21 protein-coding genes and 1 tRNA gene are annotated in these 22,168 nt (G+C 50.0%); 4 read left to right on the top strand and 18 right to left on the bottom strand.

From position 1 onward, the window contains the following. Positions 1-173: 173 nt before the first annotated feature. Both GT409_RS15985 and GT409_RS03675 read left to right on the top strand, forming a co-directional pair. On the top strand, positions 174-296 hold the full coding sequence (locus GT409_RS15985; protein ID WP_269844977.1) for a hypothetical protein: 123 nt from the start codon (positions 174-176) through the stop codon (positions 294-296). 157 nt (positions 297-453) lie between these two features. After that, positions 454-529 (top strand) — tRNA-Phe (locus tag GT409_RS03675). Positions 530-1,577: 1,048 nt separating this feature from the next. On the opposite strand, the gene GT409_RS03680 is transcribed toward GT409_RS03675, so the two are convergent. From GT409_RS03680 to GT409_RS15990, 4 genes are all read right to left on the bottom strand, one after another. Continuing rightward, positions 1,578-3,833 (bottom strand): esterase/lipase family protein, encoded by a 2,256-nt coding sequence (locus tag GT409_RS03680; RefSeq protein WP_160627047.1) that lies wholly within the window; start codon positions 3,831-3,833, stop codon positions 1,578-1,580. Beyond that, positions 3,821-4,702 (bottom strand): hypothetical protein, encoded by an 882-nt coding sequence (locus tag GT409_RS03685; protein WP_160627049.1) that lies wholly within the window; start codon positions 4,700-4,702, stop codon positions 3,821-3,823. Before GT409_RS03685 ends, GT409_RS03680 begins: the two co-directional genes overlap by 13 nt. Positions 4,703-4,859: 157 nt before the next feature. Then, positions 4,860-5,543, bottom strand: coding sequence for a hypothetical protein (locus GT409_RS03690; RefSeq protein ID WP_160627051.1), 684 nt, complete (start codon positions 5,541-5,543; stop codon positions 4,860-4,862). Beyond that, positions 5,540-5,662: a hypothetical protein gene (locus tag GT409_RS15990; protein ID WP_269844978.1), complete on the bottom strand. Its 123-nt coding sequence runs from the start codon at positions 5,660-5,662 to the stop codon at positions 5,540-5,542. Before GT409_RS15990 ends, GT409_RS03690 begins: the two co-directional genes overlap by 4 nt. Positions 5,663-6,107: 445 nt before the next feature. On the opposite strand from GT409_RS15990, the gene GT409_RS03695 reads away from it, so the two are divergent. After that, positions 6,108-7,745, top strand: a complete 1,638-nt coding sequence (locus tag GT409_RS03695; RefSeq protein WP_160627053.1) for a S1 family peptidase — start codon at positions 6,108-6,110, stop codon at positions 7,743-7,745. Continuing rightward, positions 7,706-8,536, top strand: coding sequence for a DUF6804 family protein (locus tag GT409_RS03700; RefSeq protein WP_160627055.1), 831 nt, complete (start codon positions 7,706-7,708; stop codon positions 8,534-8,536). Before GT409_RS03695 ends, GT409_RS03700 begins: the two co-directional genes overlap by 40 nt. 237 nt (positions 8,537-8,773) lie before the next feature. Here the strand turns inward: GT409_RS03700 and GT409_RS03705 are convergent, their stop codons facing one another. The 14 genes from GT409_RS03705 to GT409_RS03765 all read right to left on the bottom strand — a co-directional run bounded on the left by GT409_RS03705 (position 8,774) and on the right by GT409_RS03765 (position 22,136). After that, a complete protein-coding gene (locus GT409_RS03705) occupies positions 8,774-10,030 on the bottom strand; it encodes a hypothetical protein (protein WP_160627057.1) in 1,257 nt (418 codons plus the stop codon). A gap of 455 nt (positions 10,031-10,485) precedes the next feature. Then, positions 10,486-10,737 carry a hypothetical protein gene (locus GT409_RS03710; protein WP_160627059.1) on the bottom strand — a complete coding sequence of 84 codons (252 nt, stop codon included), beginning with the start codon at positions 10,735-10,737 and terminating at the stop codon, positions 10,486-10,488. A 117-nt stretch (positions 10,738-10,854) separates the two neighbouring features. Beyond that, a complete protein-coding gene (locus GT409_RS03715; RefSeq protein ID WP_160627061.1) occupies positions 10,855-11,454 on the bottom strand; it encodes a hypothetical protein in 600 nt (199 codons plus the stop codon). Then, complete coding sequence (locus tag GT409_RS03720) at positions 11,451-12,611, bottom strand: tyrosine-type recombinase/integrase (protein WP_160627063.1); 1,161 nt, start codon at positions 12,609-12,611, stop codon at positions 11,451-11,453. The genes GT409_RS03715 and GT409_RS03720 overlap by 4 nt, the downstream gene beginning before the upstream one ends. A 195-nt stretch (positions 12,612-12,806) precedes the next feature. Next, positions 12,807-13,598: an ISL3 family transposase gene (locus GT409_RS03725; protein ID WP_160627065.1), complete on the bottom strand. Its 792-nt coding sequence runs from the start codon at positions 13,596-13,598 to the stop codon at positions 12,807-12,809. Beyond that, positions 13,504-13,872, bottom strand: coding sequence for a hypothetical protein (locus tag GT409_RS15855; RefSeq protein ID WP_233231604.1), 369 nt, complete (start codon positions 13,870-13,872; stop codon positions 13,504-13,506). The genes GT409_RS03725 and GT409_RS15855 overlap by 95 nt, the downstream gene beginning before the upstream one ends. Positions 13,873-13,946: 74 nt before the next feature. Then, positions 13,947-14,360 carry a hypothetical protein gene (locus tag GT409_RS03730; protein WP_160627067.1) on the bottom strand — a complete coding sequence of 138 codons (414 nt, stop codon included), beginning with the start codon at positions 14,358-14,360 and terminating at the stop codon, positions 13,947-13,949. A gap of 493 nt (positions 14,361-14,853) precedes the next feature. Further along, positions 14,854-15,111, bottom strand: a complete 258-nt coding sequence (locus tag GT409_RS03735; protein WP_160627069.1) for a hypothetical protein — start codon at positions 15,109-15,111, stop codon at positions 14,854-14,856. A gap of 276 nt (positions 15,112-15,387) precedes the next feature. Then, positions 15,388-15,783 (bottom strand): hypothetical protein, encoded by a 396-nt coding sequence (locus GT409_RS03740; protein WP_160627071.1) that lies wholly within the window; start codon positions 15,781-15,783, stop codon positions 15,388-15,390. Between the two features lie 297 nt (positions 15,784-16,080). Further along, entirely contained in the window at positions 16,081-16,569 is a 489-nt protein-coding gene (locus GT409_RS03745) for a hypothetical protein (protein ID WP_160627073.1), read from the bottom strand. A gap of 432 nt (positions 16,570-17,001) precedes the next feature. Further along, positions 17,002-17,982 (bottom strand): porphobilinogen synthase, encoded by a 981-nt coding sequence (gene hemB, locus GT409_RS03750; RefSeq protein WP_160627075.1) that lies wholly within the window; start codon positions 17,980-17,982, stop codon positions 17,002-17,004. A 42-nt stretch (positions 17,983-18,024) separates the two neighbouring features. After that, entirely contained in the window at positions 18,025-18,627 is a 603-nt protein-coding gene (locus tag GT409_RS03755; RefSeq protein ID WP_233231605.1) for a four helix bundle suffix domain-containing protein, read from the bottom strand. 1 nt (position 18,628) lies between these two features. Beyond that, positions 18,629-20,701 carry a uroporphyrinogen-III synthase gene (locus GT409_RS03760; RefSeq protein WP_160627077.1) on the bottom strand — a complete coding sequence of 691 codons (2,073 nt, stop codon included), beginning with the start codon at positions 20,699-20,701 and terminating at the stop codon, positions 18,629-18,631. Then, positions 20,661-22,136, bottom strand: a complete 1,476-nt coding sequence (locus GT409_RS03765; RefSeq protein WP_160627079.1) for an NAD(P)-dependent oxidoreductase — start codon at positions 22,134-22,136, stop codon at positions 20,661-20,663. Before GT409_RS03765 ends, GT409_RS03760 begins: the two co-directional genes overlap by 41 nt. Between the last annotated feature and the right edge of the window lie 32 nt (positions 22,137-22,168).

A 22,168-nucleotide genomic window follows, 5' to 3' on the forward strand; every position in this document is an offset into this window, starting at 1 on the left:
TTGCTGCGAAATAGCGCATTGTTTGCGACAAAATGGATCCAAAACAAAAATTTAACATAAAAATATATCCAAATCGGGTTGACATCCCATCCTAGAAGAGTACAACGCCCGCAAATAACCGACACAGCTTCGGTTGAGAGCGGTAAAAAACCACTCAAGAAAGAGAGAAGAAAATGAAAGAAACAAAACAGATACAGAAAAGAACGCGACGGCGCGAAAACGGCATGCGGGCTTATCTGAAGAGAAGCATGCCGGGCGGATTCAAGAGCCCGATGTCCTGGACAGCAGGAATCTAAACAAAGTTATTAAATCGTGCGCAGGCAGCGCACAAAGCATTTTTATCAGGGCGGCGCATCGATGCGCCGCCCTGTCGTTTTAACAAACCGAATTTTATAGGAGTCTGCGCATTGACATCACACTCCATTTGCGTACAATGCGCGCTTCTTTCAACACGGCGAGATAGCTCAGTTGGTAGAGCAGGGGACTGAAAATCCCCGTGTCCCCGGTTCGATTCCGGGTCTCGCCACCACTTTTACAAACCGCTTATTGCTAACAGTTTAGCCATATGCGGTTTTTTAATGCCCTCAAAGCATAACGGCTGAGCATAACAATTTTTTATTTGTCGGGGGCGTTTCAGAGCATCTGATACCGTCATAACCCGTCCAAAAATTAAACACACTGACCGGCCATTATTTAAATCGCACAGGCAATGCGGGAATTTTTTTTGAACCGACACCCCTTCGCCCGCTCAATGCTACGGCTGAACATCGGGAAAACCGTAGAGATATTTATTGCGACTGCTTCTGGTCCCTTGTTCAGTCCAAAGACGGCTCACCAAATGGTTGCCACACAGAGCGACGTCCGTTCAGTCTGCGACGTATCCGGAGCAGTCTGAACAGTCGCGTCAACTTCAGCACCGTCGAGGCGAGGAGTGAAGGAACCCGGGCGGCCCGGCGGTATTCCGCCGAAGGCGGCACGGGCGAGGAACGACGAGGCTGGACGGGGTGAGCACAACGGACGGGGGCAGGGTCACCCCAAGGGGTGCGGATCTTTAACTCAAGTAACGACAGGTAGGTGGGGTAACCCCCAGATATTCCTTTTGTGCCGGGAGCTTCTATAGAGGGCTGAATGAGCCCCAATACTTCGGAAGCAAGAGGACAACAGAGGGGATGAGGACGCGAAGTCTACCGTATAAGGCAAAAATTACAAAGGACACCCCATAAGGAACAAGACTGGTGGGATAAACCCCGCCAAGGCTTTTCCCCTCCCTGAAACCCCTCTTGCAGGTGCGAAAAATTTGCCCCGAAGCACTGATTTATGAGTCCCATATAAAAAATCAACTCCTCACTCCATAAGGAACAAGACTGGTGGGATAAGCCCAACTGCCGTTTTTTAATGCTCCCAAGCCCGTATATTGGTGCGAAAAACTCGCTAAAACGCATGCACCAGATCAAATTTACCCCACACCTCATTAAAACCACCCACTGGGGATAAGCCCAACTGCCGGTTTTTTTCATATCCAGATTCGTGTGTATGTGCCCGGATTTATGGTCTTGCAGGGAGATCCATTGGCGTCTCTAATCCTGAATAGGATCAACGGGTTTTGCTGTTACATTAAAGAAAGCACAGGACAGTTCATCTGAAATTGCATATGTCCGAGTGATCGTTTTTGAAGAACTGGCCGTAATGGTGTTAACGAGCTGCCAAGGCCCATTCAGCGTCTCAGCTCTGTAGACATAGTTTTTTGTGTTCGGGTATGCCAGCCATGATACAGCCACACTGTTTTGTGAAGGCACGCTCAACCCTGTTGAAAGTGTCAGTTTGCTCAGGGCATTGTTATAGGCTGTTCCGAGGTAGTGTTCCTGATAATCGTCAAAGCCATCCCTGTCAGTGTCATATCCCTCAAGAATCGCACGTAAAAACCAGCGTTTGTTATTCGAGTTAACATCAATGTGTTTCTCATTGGTAGATGCGTAATGAACTTCATCAAAAGGACTTAGAGACAGGACTGAACTGTTACCATGAATAGTTTGCTCTATCTTGCTAATCGGGATGCCGAGCGAGCTGCATGTCGGAATGAAACAGTGATTTCCATAGTTACACCAGTCATCTGAGCTTTTATATGGAAGTTCATCAAATAAATCCTGAAAAGTTGACCGGGTGCCTCCTGATGCATTATCCAGCCCATAAGGGTAAAAATTGCGCTCATAAACAGTCTCATCGACAAGGTCAAACAGATCCCACGGGTCAAAGCGGCCATAAAAATCAGTAAGTGCAGTTGAGTCGGACCTATACAAAGCATAAATTCTGCTGCCTATTTCCAGCGTAACCCCATCATCATAATGCCATTGGATGACTTGCTGGCCGGGATAAAATGGTTGCTTTGTTCCATATCCAGATCCGTTACTGATAGCTATCGTTTTGCAGGAGGTGGGGTACCCATATGAATTCATGCTATTCCAAAACGATTCGCTATAGTATGGACTCTCCCCTGCTAGTGAGTCTGTACAGCGATAATGGCACAACAGCATCTGTTGCGCGGCGACGGAATCGATCTTGTCACGATACTCTCTGGCAACGGCCAATTGTGAATAGCTCCCGGCGAACCCGCCAAAGAAGTCAAAGTAGTTCTGCACTCCGAGGGGAATGTTAGCCCCCGTCTGGGGAGAGTCAAAACTAATCCAGGTGTTTACGTCGCTATAACCGTAAGAGTACGGATACTTATCCATAGCAGCCAGCGCCCGGCGCGTCACCAACCCACCCATACTCGCACCAATCACGGTAAATTTATCAGATGAACTTCTCCGACTGCTGTTAATGTATTGAATGGCCTCAATAGCCAGATAGGCATTTCCAAAGATATCTGCTGTTGCATCATCAAAATCCAGCACGACCAAATCCCGCCCGTAAGCCCGCAAGGTCTCTACAAGGCTTTCCTTGTTCAGGATATTGTAGAGCACGTCCCAATCCATGTCGTTGTTCATGTCGAACCCTTCCACGACAAAGACCGGACAGTTCAACCCCGTATGGCTTCCTGATTTATAAACATACAGATTCCCCTGGAAGTCGGAGTAAGGATCGTCCGCCTGCACCCGCACCGTTTGAGTCGGCAGAGGTGTGCTGAGCGCTATAACATCCAATGCCGATTCCGCATAAAGCACAGTGCCACCGGCAAGGGTTGCCTTGATGGACAGCGTCTTCTCTCCTGTTGATTCATATGAAAGCACAATCGGCTGCCCTAAATTGACAGATTGCGCCCCCTGACCATCTCCGCCATCCAGATAGATTTCAGAAATCTGCTGTTCAGAAGAACTTACCTCTTCAAACAGGTCGGATTCGTCAAGAACGACTTCCAAATAACTGCCTCGATAGGTTGCGTCTTTGAGTGGAGAAAAGGCAAACACCGTTACGTTGCTCTCGACAGATTCAACCTGCACAGACTCATCCTGCATCGCCACCCCCGCTGTTGCTGAAACCACAGTCCGGTCCCAATGAATCAGACTCAATGCCACCTTGTGCCACTCGTTATTTCGAGGAGCAGCCACCTGCTCATAAACAAGCACATCCGACTCTTTTAATGCTCCGAAAGCTTGAGACTGCTCCACAGCAGCCTGCTGCCGCTGTTGTTGCAATTCATAAACGAGCTGTCGATAGTCCGTTCGCGTAATAGCAGAGGACTCAGGTGCGCCAGTAAATTGATCAAGGTCGACCCATGATGCCAGAGGCATATTCGTAGGGTTTATCCCGGCAGCCATAGATGAGAAATATCCCGTCAACGTAACAAGAAGGATAATCAACTGCCCTCTCTCAAATTTGGTCGCTATTTTGCCCATTTGAACTCCGTCAGGATACAGGCAAGACAATGAACCGCGAGTTCAGCATCTCGCTCGGTTGGTTCCCGGTATTGATGATCATGGCGGGTGTTTTCCTTGGCCCGAGTGTGGAGGAGATTGATAATCTTGGCACAATTTGCAGCCATCAGCCGGGGAGGTGTACTTTTTTCGGCCATCTCGGAGAGCTTTGCCAGATCTTTTCCATGACTCTTATCCAGAGAGCGCAGGGCCAAAGCTGCCGCGCCACGGCACCGGTCGATCACAGAACTGGGCATGGCTCGTTTCATATCGTTTGCAACGCTTTCTAGTGCATCCAGTAGTGAGCTGCGAATCTCAGCAGGAATTAGAGACGCATCTACATCCGGCAAGATTCCCATGAATAACACGGGTTGAAGGGTTATTAACTGCTGCCCCAGAGTGAGCGCATCAATCGAAACAATCCGCCAAACAGAAAAATCCAGCGTTGATCCAATGGCAGCAAAGCGCAGTTGTTTATCATCCTTCCCCATGTATTTCGGGCCATAAGTCATGAAGTGCTCGCTCAAGCAATCAACGTTTGGCCGGAGCTGCTGTATATGTGCCAGTTGTTTCCGCTCAGCCAAATTTGCCGGGTATACATGCCAGTTTTGTGACCCTTGGCGGAAATAAATACGACCTCTTCGAATACGAGCAACCGGGTCAAAAAGGTCTTCCCGAAAAATAAACTCAGAGTCACCTCTTTTTGAAACTATCAACTGTTTGGCTGCCTCGGCCGTTGTGCTTCCGAGATGCATATTGAAAAGATGCGGAGCTGGCTTAAGGAGCTCTCCTCCATACGTGTCTCGAGCCTCATATACTCTGTGATTAGACGTATCGATACCCAACATCATTTTACGGCTCCTTGGTGGATGATGATGACAGCGAAGCGGGCGGCGGTATCAGATTGGGTTTGTCGCCTCGCAGCCAAGGATGTGTCATGCAAAATCAGCCTCTGTTTCGATTGCAGAAGGCCGAAAAACGTCATCATTACCTCTCCCTTTTCGTCCTTTAACCGGCACTGTCTTTCTCAGCCATAACCATTTCGCGCAAAGCCTCGTCTTCTTCCCGTTTTTCTTTGGCGTCCTGGGTGATGACATGCGGTTTATGGAACCCGTTCGCGATGAATTTAAACTCCTGTTTGATTTCCTCCAATTGCACGGCAACATCATGAATGGTGTTCCGGTTGATGTAGTAGTTCTTTTCGCGCCACCGCAGATCGATGTTCACCGGAGACTTATATGAGCGTCCGTTTGCATCCTTAAAAACCACCTCTCCAGTATATTGCAGAGTCGGATTGGCATCTTTTAGCTCCTTAAATGATCCAATCAGGGTTTTCGTGGTTGATCCCGGAGCAAGTGACGTCAATCCGTTATCCAGAATTGCCAATGGCACGTTCTTCCCGTGCCCCTCCAAATATGTGAGGGTCGGGGTGATAGAAAACTGTACGTCATATGCCGGAGTTAATCCCCGGTTGGAAACGTGCAATGACAGGAAAATACTGTCAGGGACAAGATCCACATCAATCAGTGGGCGCGACTTTTCTCGCTCCAAATCCACCAGAGTTTGCAGGTTGGCCTGAGCGATTTTATTGGAATGGCGGGCCAGCAAAACAATGGCGATTGTGGCGATGACATACACCAGTGTCAGCACCGTCATGACAAATCCCTGATTCGCATTGCACCATTCTATCATTTGCTGGCTCCTTTCTGGGCGATAGCGGCAACACCGCGGGCATCCCTTCCGGCGGCTTCAACCGCCGGGGTGCTAAGCGTGGGGCAAATATCCCGCGCACTGAGTTGTTTCTTATCCATGGTGGTTCCGCATATGCCTAATTACGGATCATCCTACGGATTATTTCCAGAGATTGGAAAAAGAATCATAGGATTTTCCAGCCCTTGGAAAGAGAGGTGCCGCGCTAATGTTTAAGGACCGTTCTCCTGCTCTCAGGGCTGTTTTTACGATGCCCGGCACCGGACCCTTACTTTGGCCCTTTCTTGCGCTTCTGAATCGCAAAAGGTGGCCTGAGCGGAACGTTTTGCAGAACGGATTGACTCTGCTGGTCATGGGTGTATTCTGCCGGAATAGAAAAGATTTAAAGGGCTATACGCCTTTAACAATTTAGCATCAGAAGTATTTATCGTTCTTCCGAAACCGCCAGTTTCAAAATTGTACGAACGAACAGTGCAGAGGATGCGCCCGCTCGGGCGCGCCTCTTGTGTTGTGTTCGTACAGGGCTCTGGCGGGCCTCGGAGGAGCATGACCGGGAGGTTGCGCCTCTTTTTTTTGCGCTTGGCCTCCGGAAAGGAAGCTGTGCGACACATTCGGATTCTTATCACGCTCGTATGCCTCGCCGTTTTTTCGGTTTATACCGTCGGTTACGGCAATGACATTAAAGTCGGGGATACGTATCAGTCCGTCATCCAAAAGCGCGGTCGCCCACAATCAAAAATCGGCGTCGGCGATGACATCATTCTGTGGTACTGGGGCGATCAGATAGAATTTAAAAATGGACGGGTGGTCCGGATTGAGAAAAGCTCAACCGCAAACGGAACAACTGCCCATCAGTTCATCGCTAACAATTTTGGCACAAGCGAAGAATCCGGCAGCAAGGCTCCTAAACCGTTAACTCGAAAAGAAGAAGAGTCGGCCACAGACAAAATCATACTCAGAATTTGTCTCGAAATGAGCATGACCGGGGCGACGATAGGTGAGCCTGAACCCATAGAGGCTATTATAGAACGAGCAAAACAGGCTACCGTGATTATAGAGGGGCCAGATAGTCACGGATCGGGAGTGATGATCACATCAGATGGTTATCTGGTTACAAACTGGCATGTTATTGCGTCCACAGTAAACAAAGTGCGCCTTTATGACGGTCGCGTTTACCCGATTAATGAGGTTCTCTGCTACTCGGTCGTATCGGACTTGGCCATCATTAAGATTCCAAATGGAGACTTTGAATATATGCCCTTGGGTCTCTCAAGTGATCTCAGCCAGGGAGACAGCCTGTATGCAATGGGGCATCCGCATGATTCAGAATGGATACTGACAAAAGGCTATCTGGCAGCCAACCATCCTCGGCAAGGAAAATGGAAGCCGGGCACACTTCAGTTTTCGACAGATATTTCTCCGGGCAGCTCGGGCGGACCCATATTTGGCTCAGATGGTCGGGTATACGCCATCGCCCAACGCATGGAATTCCACCCTATCGCGATAAAGCTGGGAATCGTAACTGATCCAAGCAGGGTGTTTCGGTTCGGGATCACTTCGGATGAAATCTTGAATCTGTCTGAACAGGTTGATGGGAATAAAAAATCACTGGTAGAAGCGCAGGAAATGGCCATTGAGCTTATGCTAATTGACCTTCTCCCCAGACTCTTCTACGACGCTCGTGAATTGATCACGCAGCAACATAAACAGATCAAGGAATGCCCCGTATTTGCGCCATACAGGCGACAGTTAGGAACAGACCGGCGGGGGAATCCGGTGTGGACCCCATTAACATATCGCTTTGACCCTAAAAGCGGGGAGCCTATATACCAAAGCATTCTTGCGACCGAAGAATACGCGGACTTGATCAACAACATCTGCCTGCTGTGCAAACCTTATTGTTCAGCAGACGCGAACAACAGCTTAGGTTTATTGTCAGCCGGGCTGAAGAGGAAAGCCTCCATTTGCAAATCCTTTTTGGATGACTACCCAAAAGAGGAATTTAAAAACCCTCCTCAGCCCCCATCATTGAATGACTACTCAGAAGAGATTGGCCGGGCAATTGTCTGTCTCCAACGAGCTGCAAGAAAACACGACCGACACCTGCCTGACCGACAGCTCGCAGAAGAGATTCAATCAATGACATGGAAAAGCTCATGGGAGGGATCGTCGCTGAAGCGATAGCCATTGCAAATATGATGAACGCAAATGGCACAAAATGCCTCTGGCTCCCACAGGCGATTATATGCGTTCTTCTGCTTTGGGCATTATTCCCCAATCCATACGGTTACTACATTCTGCTACGATGGATCGTCTGCCCCTGCTTTATTTTCACGGCAGCACAGCTATTCACCCACGGATCGAAAAAATGGGCATGGGCAGCAGTAGCTATTGCCCTAATGTTCAATCCTCTTATTCCGATTCACTTACCAAAAGAACTATGGCGGCTACTGGATGTTGTCGGCATCGGCTTTGCCGTGTGGTCTGTTTTTTTGCTAAAGATCAAAATACCCATGAGGTTATGGGTTCCCCTGATCGTCTTTTACTTCGGGTTTGGCTGGGTGTTTGCAATAACCGGGCTACCCTTTGACAGGGCCATACTTTATTTTGCTGGAACAGAAACAAGGGGACGCTTAACTGTCATTAATGAGGGCAGCAAGATCGATGAATACGGCGAAGAACATTCAGGGTATGTCGTCGAGTATTCATTTGAGGCAGGCGGCAAAACAATCTCTAATGAACGCTCATACTCTGGCCATCCCGGTTATTGGAGCCGCCCGACCATCATTTACTGGAAATTGGCCCCGGCGATCATAAACATCCCTATCGGCCCCGAGAGCCGCCCTACATTCTTCATGAGCGTAATTCTGGGCTCTATCTTCGACATTGTCCTATACGGCCTGCTCGCCTTCGCCGTTTGGGTGGCATACAGCGTGGCAAAAGATTGGAAGAAACCTTCGGCAGAAACGGCCTAAAAAAACGAAGGAGGCCCGAGGCCCTGCGGGCCTCATTGCTGTGGACTTAACGGCCTGTTTTGAAAACCTGATTTCTGCGCCTAAGACCGCGACCTTACTTTAGTCAATGTTTACAGGGGATAAATGCCTATTGCCCTATGTGGACGTAAGAGGCTGTTTTATAAAACCTGCCCCTGATCTGTGTGGATTTAAGGAGTTTTGATGCAGAGTGAATTTTGGGCTTAAGTCCACACAGGTTTAAGCGTCTTCGACAACAGGGAAGATATTGGCTGCCCCGGTTATTTCCTGCCAGCACTCCGCGTAAACCCGGTCGGCAATTTGCCGGTGCTCCGGTTTCACTAAATATTCATCATGAACGGACAATGACGGAATCCCCTGCCGCATGAGTTTGCGGTGGAACATAAACATGATAGAACCCTCGACGTTCATCAACTCAGCATGACGGGCTTTGTAGAAATAGCCGCTGAGTAGCGGATTATTCTTTTCAATGGCTCGCATAAGACCCGTCAGGCTTTTTGAGAATATTTTGGCGGCGACCCGGTGCTTGCGCTTGATTTCATCATTACTCGAAAATGCGGACCGGGCTGATGCTTCGTTCTTATTGTTGAGCATCATCTGAAGCATCCATTTAGCCGCGCCCACCAAATCCTCTTTGTATTTGAACCCATCTGGAGCAATGTCGTATGGGCTATACGTCATAGGCAGATTATGATCCATGCTGAGGATAAGCTGGGGGTGACACGCCTTTACATCCCGCCGATTACACTCCACTCCGTCTATCGTCACAGTGCATCGAAGGTCTTTGTCGATGCTGTGTAACGGGTGAATCAACCGCGCCCGAAGTGGCGATCCGTCATCTTGAGGAACATAGTTCATGCGAAACGTCTCATTTAACGAGTCGTGACAGGAGGCGACATCAAACCCCGCCATAAACTCGTTAAACTCGGCAAGGGCTTCCAACGTCCCGTCATTCGGGAAATAAGGGATGTGCTCCTTGATGACCTTGCCCTTTACCTTTTTCTCCTTCACCAATAACTGACAGGGGCGAATGCTTATTTCCGTGAAAAGTTTTGTCGGTGTAATCCATGATTTACCCTGTTGCCCATCAGCATAAAAACTTTTTTCCCAACTCATCAGCCCTGCGGCCACAAGGTCTGTGCGCAAGTTGGAGCGCAAGGTGGTCCCGCCTCCTACGAGAAATTCGACAGAAACCCCGCGCTTCAGATTATGTGTAATCTGGCGAGCAAGCCGCTCCCTATCTTCCCTGAAACGGGCATCTGGTTTTTTGATCCTCATGTATGCCTTGATTGTTTCCCACTCATCAGGAGAACACATCTTTTCTTCGAAATCGTGAATCTTTACATCCGACCTCGCAGGCGCAGGCTCAGCTTCTTTTTTCACAAAAGGGATAATTTTAGCCGAGGGATGCCGCATCGGCAACATCAAGCCTTTTGATCTGGAACGCATTGCCAAATCAAATTCATACGCTTCCATGAATGGATCTTTTAGAGCCGCTATCATATCAGAGCACCAAACATTGACTTAATGATCTCTCCCGACTGAACAGGCGAAAAAAATGCAGAGAGGGTTAATATGAATCAGAACCCGCCTCTAACTGTCCGCTTTTCGGAATCCCGGCTTCAGTCGATGATTTTGGACGTAGATTCGCAGAATTGCCGAGACCCTGCCGGTTAGGATTCTTGCCGAGCCGAAAAGGCCAAAGAGCGCAGGATTCTTTCTTGCAGGCTCTCGCAGGCTCCTCCCCACAACTAGCGCAATGATTTTTAATCACGGTCAGAGGCCGGACCCCCGGAACACTTTTACCCATGCGCAGAGGATGGCTTGGACAATCTACCGCACCGCACAAGCGAACTTCTTTCGACTGATTCAAGCCACAAGCCAGACAATAAAGCCGGATTGCTTTTAATGGCGAAGGGTTCTTTTTCATTTTACACACCCTCCGGCTTCTCTGTGCAGCTCTCAATGTATTCCATTAACGAAGGTAGCCAGATGACGCGGATTCCGGTCAGCTTGCCGGGCTGTTTAATGGATGCGGATTTGATCTTGTTCGCATCGATCAGATTATAGATGCAACTCCTGCTCAATCCCTGAAGCCGTTCCCCCGGCTTTGTCGGCAACCGTTCCCATCGCTCAAGCTGCCCTGTGCCGTTGGCTAATTCATGCTGATAATTGCGTTTCATAATGATCTCCCTGTTTTTTCACAGCCGAAACCGTCCCGGCTGTTTCTGGGTGTCATTAATTGCGCAGCTCTAGAAATATTGGATTGAAGGAAGCCCCTCTAAATACCGAGGCTTTATTCAATCGCCAGCAAAAAGCTCTGGGCAATGCTCATGCGTAACCTTCCACGAGTCCACCGCTGCATTCCGGATTGCCCGCAAGTCAGATTCTTTACCATCGGGATCAGGAACAACGATCCTCAGTAATTTATCAAAAGCCCCTTTATCTGGCGTTGTGCTCGGCACGATCTTCAACTCTCGGAATATGTAGCATGCGATCTTGTACGCCAATTCCTTGTAGGGAGAGGGCTGTTTGTTTGACAAAATCGCCTTATGCATTCCCTCGTATCGAGCACATAATCGCTTTAACCCCAGTATCATTTCATGATGAGGGGGAAATATTATTTCCCGTGGTGCCCGCCGAGGATCACTCAGGCTTTTTCTTTTGCCCTCCGGTGAAAATGATGCAGCTTCGGTTAAGGCCAACTGTTCATCCAGCCCAATAGCCTTTAGAGCTAAGCTTAGGTTCCGGATATTTTTTGTAATCAGCTTTTGTTGTTTCCGCGTTCTGAGCAACTGGATCTTCTTAAAAAATTCTATGGTCTGCCCGTATTGAGCCGACACATTCTGGTCCTTGTGCCAAGCCAGCAACTGCCCCTTCTGCTCACGGCTCAACTTCATTTCGTACTCCATTTGGGGACAACCAACTTCGGAAGATTGTTGACCGCGGACCGCAATGCTATCGGGTCGCCGTGTGTGTAAATACGCGAAACCTCCGCGCTGGAATGCCCGGCCAGTTCGCGGGCAATGGAGTCACCTGCTCCACTCATTTTCAGGTTTGAGACAAACGCATGTCTTAAACTGTGGAATGAGAGTTTGTTGACCGCCCGCTTTACTGTACGCCCTTTGCCGGTGCTTTCATGTGTCGGCTCTTTGGCAAGTCCTGCATCATGCATGATCTGCCGGAACTGATTGGATAGACTGGATGTTCCCGCCCGCTTGTGGGTTGCGCTTGCTTCGGGAAATACCGGCCCGCCGGTGTCATAGGAAGGCAGTTTGACCAAAATGTCATGAAGAATATCCTTCAAGGGAAAAACCTCATCGGCACCGGTTTTCGATGCCTCAAAACGAATCTCCATCGCCTGTAAGTCCACATTATCCCAATCTAGTTTAGCAATATCACCCAATCGCAGTCCGCCGTAGTAGGCGATGAGGATCATCCCTTGCCATTCCTGATTGGCTTCACTCAGCAGGCTGACAACCTGCTCTTGGGTAAACGGCTTGCGTTTGCTTTTCCCGTTCTTCCGCAGATCAACGCTTGCCGCGGGGTTCACTGTAGCCCGCCCTTCTTTCATCGCATCATTATAGAATGCCCGCAGGACTTTGATCTTTTTCCGTGCAGTACCGGGCGTGACGCGCTTTAGCAGGCTGTCCCTGTAGTCAGTAACGATGGCAACCGTTATCGCGTCCAGTGGCTTTGTTTTCCGAGGACCGATGAAGTCAAGAAATTCATCGAGGGTCTTTTTGTATTCCACGTATGAAGATTCAGCCAATGCATTCTTTTTGCGCTGTAGCCACTGATCCGCAAACGAGGCGACTTCTTCCGCTGGCAGCTCTTCCCCGTGAACGGTTGCATAAATGGATGACAGAGTATCCCGCACCCGCTTCATAGTCAGCCTCTCCCGCCGCGCCTCCTTTGCCGCCTCTTCAAACTTCAGGGCAATCTGCATGGCCTGTTTTTTGTCAGGCGTACCCGTCGATTTAAAGCAGCGCGTTCCTTCCGGCCCGTAGAATGCCGCATACCAATTTGGCCCGTTGTTTTTATGAATGCTTGCCATACCTAACCCCCTCGCACCTTTTGCATAATTAAAAGCATAACGTCCAGTGGTGTCACAGGCAATCAAATATGTCATAAACATTAGAAAAAATGATATTTTTTCGGATTAAATAGTATCCCCGGTTCGATTCCGGGTCTCGCCACCACCTTTACAAACCGGCTCTTCCCCAAAGACGGGGGCAAGGGCGGATTTTTATTAACCACACATCACAATTACTCTCAATCTGTAATTGTTGAAATTCCTGAAGCCATAGGCTCTTCTCTGGATCATTTCCATTTTGGTATGGAACCCTTCTGTAATGCCGTTGTTTCGGGTGAAACGCCACATCCGGGCGATTTCGTTACGCCATGAACTCAATGTGGACCCAAGTGTGCGCAGAGGCTCGAACGGGCTGTTGCGCAACTGATCGATCCAATACAGCAGTCGTGAGGCCAGTGGCCGGCAGGCCTTTTTCGTTCGATGTTTCTGGTTGAGCAGCTCACAAAGCTCTTCTTTCGCTTCGTAGATGATGCGGATTACCGGGTTTTGCTCAAAATACTGATCCAGACGTTCCTGCTGCTCCGGGCGCAGGTTTTCGCCTTTGCGCCGCATCAGGGAGAGCAGTCCCCGGTTTTTACGACCCACCGGGTCGAGCAGCTTCCATGTGTCCAGGAAATGGCGGATGACGGTGCGCACGACATGGAACCGGTCGCTTACGATCAGGGCATTCGGAAAGTATTGCTTTACCAAGGCCCGGTAGCTTGAAGACAGATCGATGCAGACCACCTGAACCCGTTCCCGGCCTTTCATTCGCATCAGAGCGCTATGCAGGGAGTGCTCCGATCGTCCCTTGGCCACTTCGAAGATCCTGTGCTTGCGCAGACCACAGAAGGTTGTCGCATAACGACCAGCATCACCTTGAACCGCCGAAGGCGGTGATAGAGTGTGTGCGCCGGCTATGTCTTTCTTTAATTTGCTTATGAATTGCTGTTCCCGTAAGAAAAGCAATCAAGAGTAGAAGCAGAAAAGCTGAGAGCTGAGCTGCATTAACCGTAAAATCAGTACTCAGATAGAGATCCTTGTGGAAAAGCATGGGACTTCCATAGGTAAATTCAATACTCTCCCAGCGCTCAGGATGCTCATGAATAGCCTTCCCGATGACCGCGAGTTGGTCGAAAAGCGTCTTCTCTAATTTCAGCGAGACAACGAGAAATGCGAGACTGCTTGCGAAGAGACAAACGACCGTCAACCACCAAGTCATCTTTTTCCATTTTATTTTCATGACACAACGACTAGCATTACCCTGAGCCGCCGGAGGCGGTGATAGAGTGCGTGCTTTGGCTCTGTGGTTTTGTTTTATGACCAGTCTATGATCCACTTTCTTGGAAGTGTTTCTCTAACAGGTTTGCCTCCCAAATTTTCTATGATTTTCTCAAGCAGTGCTAGCAAATCCTGAAACGTATCGGTTTCAGACTGTTGTAGGTATCGTTTCCCAACCCAAATTCTCTCATCAATTATGGTGTAGCGATAATCTTCGATAAATATGCTGAAGTACTGTCCTTGGAATTCTCCGCAGATCTGTGTTTTTCCTTCTGCTTTGAAATGCTCATTAAGTCGGAAGTCCTCAAGGCATTCTAACGCTTTCGCTGTAAGGATGGATTCTGTTGCCCCGATTGTTTGTGGAGTGGCGTTAAGGTGCCAAGTCAAACTGTCTGAGGGCATGCATCCGGTGATACAGAGTGAGATAATTGCTATCGCTATATTTTTCATTTTTACACAGAACGTTTGAAAGGACCCTCGTGCCTTGTGGCTCAATTTTGACCGTCCGGGTCATTACGTAGGCTCACTTGATTGGCTCGCAGTTATATTAGTTTTTTATCTTTCCAAAAACGCATCTCTTTCCGGATATAAGGAAGTAGTGAATGGTAATATAGTGAAACATACGCAATGCAACAGGGAACATAGATTGAGAATGCAATAACTTGCCGGATGAAACCTGAACTGTCAGGCAATACCATGCGAGGAACGCGCTGTCCTCCAAGCATCCCTATAACGAGAAAAAAGATGCTGAGCAATCCCCGCCAATTTGAAAATGCTTTCCAATGGTGTCGCCTAATAATCGCGCTTCGATCGCCTCTCGGAAGATCTGCGATTTCAGGTATTTGCTTGGATGTTAATATTATTTTCATTTTTTGATGCGAACGCTTCGCGTCACTTTGAGCGGGCGGAAGCCGCGATAGAGTGAAAGCGATGGTTAGCTCAGTTATTGTTTTGGCTCTTTAGGAAGTCGTTTCAAATTCTTGAGATATCGCTTTTCATTAAATTCCTTTTGATGCGTCATGACATCAAATACTTCCACGCAGACTGCTTGTGCAATGTAGAGCTTCGCATCCTCTTCACTAATGCCCTGTTTTACCAACCGATTCAGCGTTTCCGTGGTTTCCGGTGGATCGTTGTCAGCCAATTGATTTTCGACTGTTTCGAGGAATGCTGCTTTGAGATGTGGATTATGTTCTTTCATATTTTCTTCCCCTGTAGCCAGTTCGGTACTTTTCCAGTGATTCCTAAATATCCCCAAAAAATAGTCATACAACCTCCGCCGATCAGGAAATTCCACGGTCGTGGTTTTTCAAAAAATGCAGCACACGGCAATGTGATTAATCCTATAACGAACAAGAAATTGCAAAAGAACCGATACATCGGTCTGAGTCTGGTTTTATCTATTTCCATTTTTATATGAAGCCAACGGGTGAAAGGAGCCTCGTGGCTTGTGCTTCGCATAGACACGCAGCGAGTTTCACGTAGGGTCACTTGATTTGTTCGGCTCCATTAATATTGATTGATCAAGTTTTGCTAGCACCCACAATGTGTACCCACCAATGACTGTTCCGATCGGGAATTGAAAAAGCAGCAGAACACCAATGATGAATCCAACAACTCGCGTTGCCCATTTGCGGTTCATGCGGACAGCTTTTCCAAAAAATATATGAAATATTGCCTGCACTAAGATCAAAAGTGATGCACCAATGAACATAAAAACGATCGATTGCAGATCAGGTTGTCCTGTTCCGCTCAATAGGCGCTGTATATCTTTTATCGTAAGGGGAATGAAAAGAAGGGCCGCCGCAATTCCAATCCAACCGAATGCGATATATACAGTTCCTAATCTATGCAGATGCTTTTCCATTTTCATTTTTTGTTACCGAACGTCAAAAGTGAGCTTCGGAAAAGGCCGTGCCGATTCCAACTCAGCGCGATCTAATGATTTTCAAAATCACCACCGGGGTTTTCCGTAAGTTCCACTTTCCGGTTGTGCTACTTGTCTTTTTTTATGTCTGAGGGTTTCGGCCAAGATTCCTCGCTTCTAATAATGCACGAGTCATGAACAGAGCCACGTTTTGAAAAGTTCTCGTTAGCAATTCCTTCATCTGAGCGCCTGTTATTACCAACCCACTCGCCATCGTCTCTTCTTGGTTTTTTGTCACACATATTATAGCCCCCTGCTTTTTTTTACTTGTTGCTGTATGCTTCTTATCCTTCTTCGCTTTGTCACGTTAAGATCAAAAGCACTGGATGAAATTCTTAATGATATTTTGTTTAGGATCTGCATTTCCTGATTAACGTCATCTTCTGTTAGAGAATCTTTTTTAGCCCACAGAGTTTCGTACCTTGAAAGCAGATCTATCATTTCCACCGAGATGTTGAATGATTTCTGATACTTGTCGGCACATTTTAGCAATGGAGATAAAATAGCCACAACAGTCGTCATCCCAATAAATGTTTGCCAAATCCATTCATACCCGGGAGTTTTCCAGATATTCCATGATGCGACTGATGCAGATGAAAAAAGAGCAATGATGATTTTGAAGAATGTGTCCTGCGCTCTGTAATCACGCGCAAGTTGGGTGAAATATCTTTGTGATAAGTCAGCATCAAGCATTCGTCTCCAAAGCAAAATCTCTAATACTTCATTTTTCATTAATGCTGATCAGAATAGAAGAAAAGCCTGACCACTTAAACCAAAAACAAAACAGATCTTTACAACCTTTTACGAGCGTTTCGTTCATAAATGAAGATTATCCCATGTTCTCTACCGCCCCCCACCACAAGGGGGCTTTTTTGTATCCAGACGAAAGGACCCCATGCCTACCAAAAAAATCAACCAGATGATCGCCGAAAGGATGATCGGCCGTATCAATGAAACCCGGGAACAGCCCTGGAAGAAACCGTGGACATCGTGCTCACTGATGCCCCGAAGCCTCACAACCACACAAAGCTCATTCCGCAAGAAAGAGTCCAATTACCCGCGATAGGTAATTATCAAATTTTTGAAGCTATAGGCTCTTCTCAGAATCGTTTCCATTTTGGTATGGAAACCCTCTGTAATGCCGTTATTTCGGGCAAAGCAATCTTATCGCGCCAACAGTTCTGCGTAACGATTCGCCCAATAAGAAATAAAAATATCGGTTCCGGCGCGCTGCATTGCCGCAATATTCTCACGAACCATCGCCCGCAGATCGCCCCAGCCGCGCTCGGCCTGAGCAATCAGCATGGAATACTCGCCGCTCACATTATAAGCCGCCAGCGGCAGATCGGTTGTTTCGCGCAGACGCGTGATCACATCGAGATACATCAGCGCCGGCTTCACCATTAGAATGTCAGCGCCTTCATCTTCATCAAACTCCGACTCGCGCAGCGCTGTGCGCAGATCGCCGTACGACGCCTGATAGCCCTGTCGATCGCCTTTTCCCGGCGCCGACTGTTCCGCCTCGCGAAACGGGCCGTACATCGACGAAGCAAACTTGGTGGAATAGCTCATCAAAAGCGTATCGGTCAGATCGTTCTCATCGAGCGCTTCGCGAATCGCCAAGATCTGTCCATCCATCATTGCGCTCGGAGCCACGCAGTCTGCGCCAGCAACAGCGTGCGATACAGCAACCTTCTGCAACAGTCCCAAAGTCTCGTCATTTTTAACTTCTGTGCCGGCATGCAATGCCCCGCAATGACCGTGATCGGTATAAGCGCATAAACAGACATCCGTAAAAACCGTCAGCTGCGGAAACTCTTTTTTGATCAGCGGAACTGCCTGTTGCACCGCACCTGTTTCGCTCCAGGCTTCCGATCCCCGGGAATCTTTTTTCGACGGATCGGTCAAGCCGAACAGCAGCACCCCGCCGACACCGCTCTCGGCCACCGGCTCCAGTTTTTTCAGCAGCACATCGGCGCTCATGCGGCTCTGCCCCGGCATGGCATCAATCGGCTCTTCCACACCCGTTCCCTCACGAACAAACACCGGCCAGATGAATTTTTCCGGTCCCGGCAGCGGCTGTCCGAACATGTTCCGCAGCCCCTCCGTGCGGCGCAGTCTTCTAAGTCGTACTTCAGGAAACATTCTTCTTCTCCTTCCAAAACGGACAGAACATACAAAACAGCCTCAGTTCTGTCCTTTCTGTCTATTCTCCACTCTGGCCTTGTAAAGCCGCTCGGAAAACCCGCCGCCCTTTTCAAAATAATCTGCCTGACGGGCCAGCAGCTTTTCTACCAGATAATGGGCCTGAGCTGAAAGCACCGCGCCCAGATTTGCCGCCCGCTCCTCCCGGCTCTGCGTTCTCCCCGACGAATTCACCCATGCTGCCGCAGCGTCCAAACTTTCCGGGTGCAGGTTCCGGGCTTCGGAAAACATCGCGGCATCATCCGTTTCCCATAACGGCAGCCCCTTACGCTGCAAATATTTTTTATAGTCCTTATGCAGTTCCCCCAGACGTCCCCGGGCCACATTGGTCAGATTCAGCTCCAGCTTTTTGGTCGTTGCGCTCAGCTCGCTGCCTTCCCGAATATTCTGAAACCCGCTGCGCGACGCCTGCACCATCTGGTCATGATGCCGATCCTTTTTTGGGATATACAGCTCGCAGAAACGGCACGTAAAATCATAGCAGAGCTCCGCCAGCCAGTACGCCTTCAGGTTTCGAAAGCCGCTGTGCTTTCCAAAAATCCGCTCCGACGATTCCGAACTCAAAACGTGTCGTTTTTCATCCACATCAAATCCCCGTTTTTTCCTTCCTGTCCGTCAGCCAACATGCCAAATCAAACAGGCATTTCTCCACCGTCGCCATTTCCCCGACCACATCGGCTTTGCAGCCGACGGCGGTCAATGCTGCACGGGTCGGGCCGCCGATGGCGAGGATGGTCTTCTTCGCCAGCGCATCGGCTCCCCACTGAAAAACGAATGACTCAACGGCAGAGGCAGAGGCAAAAAAGACCGCATCAAACTCCGGGCAGCGGTTATGCGTAACAACCCGGTTTTCGTAAAGAACCACATCGTCGACATCCGCGCCGGCGGCGCGCAGGCCCTCTGCCAGAGTCGTACCGGCCTTCTGTGAACGCAGACGCAGAATATTCTGCCCGTTCACAATCGGCGCTGCTGCTTCGAGCAGACCTTTTCCGCTGAAATCACTCTCCGGTATCAGATCGCAGCCCAGCCCGATCTTTTCAAGCGCCCGCGCCGTGCCGGAGCCGACACTCATGATTTTCGGTAAACGACGCAGATCGAACTTCTGTTTCAGCAACCATTCATGGAAACAACGCACTGCTGACGGAGAAGTCAATGCAATCCAATCGTATTTGAAGAATTCCAAACAGTGGAAAACCGGCATCAGCCTGATAAGCGGCCGAACAACGGGTCGGCCGCCAAAGTCATAGACCGCCTGCACGGCCTGCGGCATCAGAGCATCGGAACAGGTCAACAAGATCTGCTTCCCGCCAAATGCGCCGAGTGTTCGATCAAACCCGCAGCGGGTGATCTCTCCGACGATGAAGAGTCCGACCGCCTTCTGAATTTCCGGCAGACTCGCAAGCGTTCCCCGGCAAACCTCTTCTCGATCCGATCCGGCTTCAAACACGAATGCGCAAGGCGTATTGCCCGACATACCGTCCGCCATCAGTTCTTCCGCCAACTGCTGTGCGATGCCAACCGACATAAAAAAGACCACTGGCACCCCGGCTCGCGCCGCCTGATCAACCGGCGCCACGTCTCCGCCCTGCAGGCGCGGCGTCATCACGGAGAAACCGCGGGCGACGCCGCGACGGGTCAGCAGAATTCCCGTATCGGCGGCAGCAGTCTGCATCGCGCTGATACCGGGAATCACACGGTTTGCCAATGAAAGGTCTTCAAGTGCCTCCACTTCTTCAGCGAGCCGCCCGAAAATTCCGGCATCCCCGCCTTTGAGCCGGACAACCCGTTTCCCTTTGCGAACTTCGTCGCACAGCATCCGGTTGATTTCGTCCTGCGGCTGCGAGTGAGCTCCCTGCCGCTTGCCGACATAGATTTTCTGCGTGCTCTCCGGAAGGACTTTCAAAAGCGAGTCATCCATCAGCGCGTCGTAAAGGCACACATCGGCGGTCTGCAGAGCACGAATGCCATCAAGCGTGCAGTGACCTTCCGTAACGCCTGCGCCGACAAAAGCAGCGGCTTTCACAAACAGGTTACGCATGGCGATCATGCGCGCATCGCCTTTTCGGAATGTAATCGTGAGCGCGCCCTGCGCTTCCGGCGTATCCAGCTCATCGAGAGGAATCCATTCGGCAATGCGGTCTTCCAGACCAAGACGCTGCAATGCCACACCAGCCATAATAATCAGATCGAAGGTTCCATCGTCGACCTGCGCGATGCGCTCTTCAATATTTCCACGGATCGGCAACTGCGTCGCGGCAGGAAATCGGCTTTGCGCGTATTCAGCGCGACGCTGAGAGCTGACGCCAATCGTTCCCGGCTCCAGCGAACCGACCAGCACATCGCGCCGGTCGCCGGCAGCCGGCAGCCAGAACCAGTCGAGACCATCGGCGACCGGATCAGGCAGGTCTTTGGCGCTGTGTACCGCAAAATCAACCGTACCGTTCAAAACGGCGTCATCGAGCGTCTTCGTGAAAAAATCAGCCGGGCTTTCGCGCAGATCCGTTGTCCGATCCGCATCGCCGGGAGTTTCGAGTTCCAAACTTTGGAAAGAAACCTGCGGGAACAGAGCGCCGAACCGCGCCAGCACATGATTTACCTGCCAAAGAGCGAGCGGACTGTTACGCGTGCCGGCCCTGAAAACTGTTGATGATCCGTTCATACTGCTCCTGATGTTCGCCGATAATCCGGCGGCACTTCTCGAGGCTTTCGTTCAGATTTCCCATCCGGCTGCGGTGCCACTGCTTAAGGCCGTCGAGGTCGATCAATATCGGTTCCGGAGAAAGCTCTTTGAGCGCCGGATCAATATTGCGCGGCATGCCGAGGTCGATCAGGGTCACTTCTTTTTCATGATCAAAAAACGGGGCATGCCCGCTGTGCAGAAGATGGCCCGGCGCGTCCGCCGCGCTGACGACGATATCTGCATCACCCAGCCGGTCTTTGATGCTGTTGAAATCGCACAGCTCGACATTCTTCCAATGCCTGGAAAGCTCGGGCCGGTTTCTGTGGTAGCACCAGACAATCTGTCCAACCTTTGGAAAACTGTTGGCGACCAGACCCTGCCCGACCATTCCGGCACCGAGAATCAGAAGTTTCTTTTCTGAGAGATCGGTCTGGCGATCTTCAAGATAGCTCAGAACGAGATCCTCAATTTCTTCGAAGCGCAGGCCGGGAGCGATTTCGGTCTGGATGTGCTTGGAAACGTGAAGCAGCGATGAAACCCACTCCTGCATCATACTGCCGGCCCATCCGGATTCCCGGGCAGAGTCGAATGTCTGCTTGATCTGAGCGGCAATGTGGCTTTCGCCGGGCGTCTGCGAAAGCATTCCCGCGGTGACCAGACAGAGGTGCCCGAATGCTTCTGCACCGCGATGAATATAGAACTGTTCGTCGGAAAGCTTATCGAACCCGAGCACGTGCCGCAGAATTCCGTTATGAGCGGTTTCGTGCGAAACAACCGCAATCAGTTCTACACGGTTGCAGGTATTGAGGATCATAAATTCATGAACGCCCCAGAGCTGCATGAGCATGAATCCCGTGCGACCCGATCGAGGCCCGGTCAGATGAAACGGTTCGCGCTGTTCGAGTGACAGGTGGTGGTGGTCGGTTCCGACAACAACCAGCTCGACGGTTTCGATCATTTCCAGATGCCGAGCCAGACTGTCTTTTACCATCTTGGCCTGCCGACAGGACTGCCCGCCGGTTGCGACGGTCAGCGTCAGGCTGCCGTGACGGGCGATTGCCGGCGTGGTGAAATCGCTTTGCGCCCAGTTCCCGTCCACGCAACTGCATAGGATGTTTTTTTTGCGGCAATGTTCGAGTACCTGACGATTAACATACCGGTCGTTGGTTGCTGCAAAAACGAGCACCATGCCGTCAACATCGTCCGGCTCAAATTTTCGGGCAACATGGTGAATGGAAAGCTCTGAAAACTTGTCACAGAGGTCCGGGCTGACCACCGTCACTTCGGCGCCGGAATCGATCAGGTGCCCGGCTTTTCGAAAAGCCACTTTGCCACCGCCGACAACCAGGCACGGCCGCCCGTCCAGCAGAAGACTGACCGGCATGGATTTGGTCTGGTTCAGTTTGTCGTTCATCACGAAGAATGGATTATCTGATACTGGAATAC

The organism is Tichowtungia aerotolerans, from assembly GCF_009905215.1.
Taxonomy (GTDB): domain Bacteria; phylum Verrucomicrobiota; class Kiritimatiellia; order Kiritimatiellales; family Tichowtungiaceae; genus Tichowtungia; species Tichowtungia aerotolerans.